This window comes from Gilliamella sp. CG25 (assembly GCF_046635705.1).
Lineage (GTDB): Bacteria > Pseudomonadota > Gammaproteobacteria > Enterobacterales > Orbaceae > Gilliamella > Gilliamella apicola_I.
In genome coordinates this window covers 1-1,632 of sequence record NZ_JBIDFJ010000022.1, presented here as the reverse complement: position 1 = coordinate 1,632, position 1,632 = coordinate 1, and the positions used below count along the sequence as shown (strand labels likewise).

The 1,632-nt window shown below is 51.2% G+C and carries 1 rRNA gene; it reads right to left on the bottom strand.

Annotated features, from left to right (window positions below):
- Positions 1-18: 18 nt before the first annotated feature.
- Positions 19-1,556 (bottom strand): 16S ribosomal RNA (locus ACGH6P_RS10935).
- Positions 1,557-1,632: the final 76 nt, after the last annotated feature.

Sequence of the window (1,632 nt, the reverse complement as noted above, 5' to 3'; positions counted from 1 at the left end):
ACACTTACGAGCTCTTCGTAAGGAGGTGATCCAACCGCAGGTTCCCCTACGGTTACCTTGTTACGACTTCACCCCAGTCATGAATCACACCGTGGTAAACGCCCTCCCGAAGGTTAAGCTATCTACTTCTGGTGCAACCCACTCCCATGGTGTGACGGGCGGTGTGTACAAGGCCCGGGAACGTATTCACCGTGACATTCTGATTCACGATTACTAGCGATTCCGACTTCATGGAGTCGAGTTGCAGACTCCAATCCGGACTTAGACGTACTTTCTGAGGTCCGCTTGCTCTCGCGAGGTCGCCTCCCTTTGTATACGCCATTGTAGCACGTGTGTAGCCCTGGTCGTAAGGGCCATGATGACTTGACGTCGTCCCCACCTTCCTCCGCTTTATCAACGGCAGTCTCCTTTGAGTTCCCGACCTAATCGATGGCAACAAAGGATAAGGGTTGCGCTCGTTGCGGGACTTAACCCAACATTTCACAACACGAGCTGACGACAGCCATGCAGCACCTGTCTCACAGTTCCCGAAGGCACTCCAGCATCTCTGCCAGATTCTGTGGATGTCAAGACCAGGTAAGGTTCTTCGCGTTGCATCGAATTAAACCACATGCTCCACCGCTTGTGCGGGCCCCCGTCAATTCATTTGAGTTTTAACCTTGCGGCCGTACTCCCCAGGCGGTCGATTTATCGCGTTAGCTTCGGAGCCCATCACTCTAGGCAACAAACTCCAAATCGACATCGTTTACAGCGTGGACTACCAGGGTATCTAATCCTGTTTGCTCCCCACGCTTTCGCATCTCAGCGTCAGTATCTGTCCAGAAGGCCGCCTTCGCCACCGGTATTCCTCCACATCTCTACGCATTTCACCGCTACACGTGGAATTCTACCTTCCTCTACAATACTCCAGATAACCAGTTTTAAGTGCAATTCCCAGGTTGAGCCCGGGGCTTTCACACCTAACTTAATTATCCGCCTACATGCCCTTTACGCCCAGTCATTCCGATTAACGCTCGCACCCTCCGTATTACCGCGGCTGCTGGCACGGAGTTAGCCGGTGCTTCTTCTGTAGCTAACGTCAACTGCATGCACTTTTCATACACACAACTTCCTCACTACCGAAAGTACTTTACAACCCGAAGGCCTTCTTCATACACGCGGCATGGCTGCATCAGGGTTCCCCCCATTGTGCAATATTCCCCACTGCTGCCTCCCGTAGGAGTCTGGACCGTGTCTCAGTTCCAGTGTGGCTGGTCATCCTCTCAGACCAGCTAGAGATCGTCGCCTTGGTGAGCCTTTACCACACCAACTAGCTAATCCCATATGGGTTCATCAAATGGCGCACGTCCTTGCGGAACCGTACTTTGGTCTCTCAACTTTATGCGGTATTAGCAGTCGTTTCCAACTGTTGTCCCCCTCCATTTGGCAGATCCCCATACCTTACTCACCCGTCCGCCACTCGTCATCAAGTGCAAGCACTCATGTTACCGTTCGACTTGCATGTGTTAAGCCTGCCGCCAGCGTTCAATCTGAGCCATGATCAAACTCTTCAATTTAAAGTTTGATGCTCAATAACTGTCTCTGACATATTCAAATGAATCTTCAGTGTCACTTATCAAGACTTAATTTTTT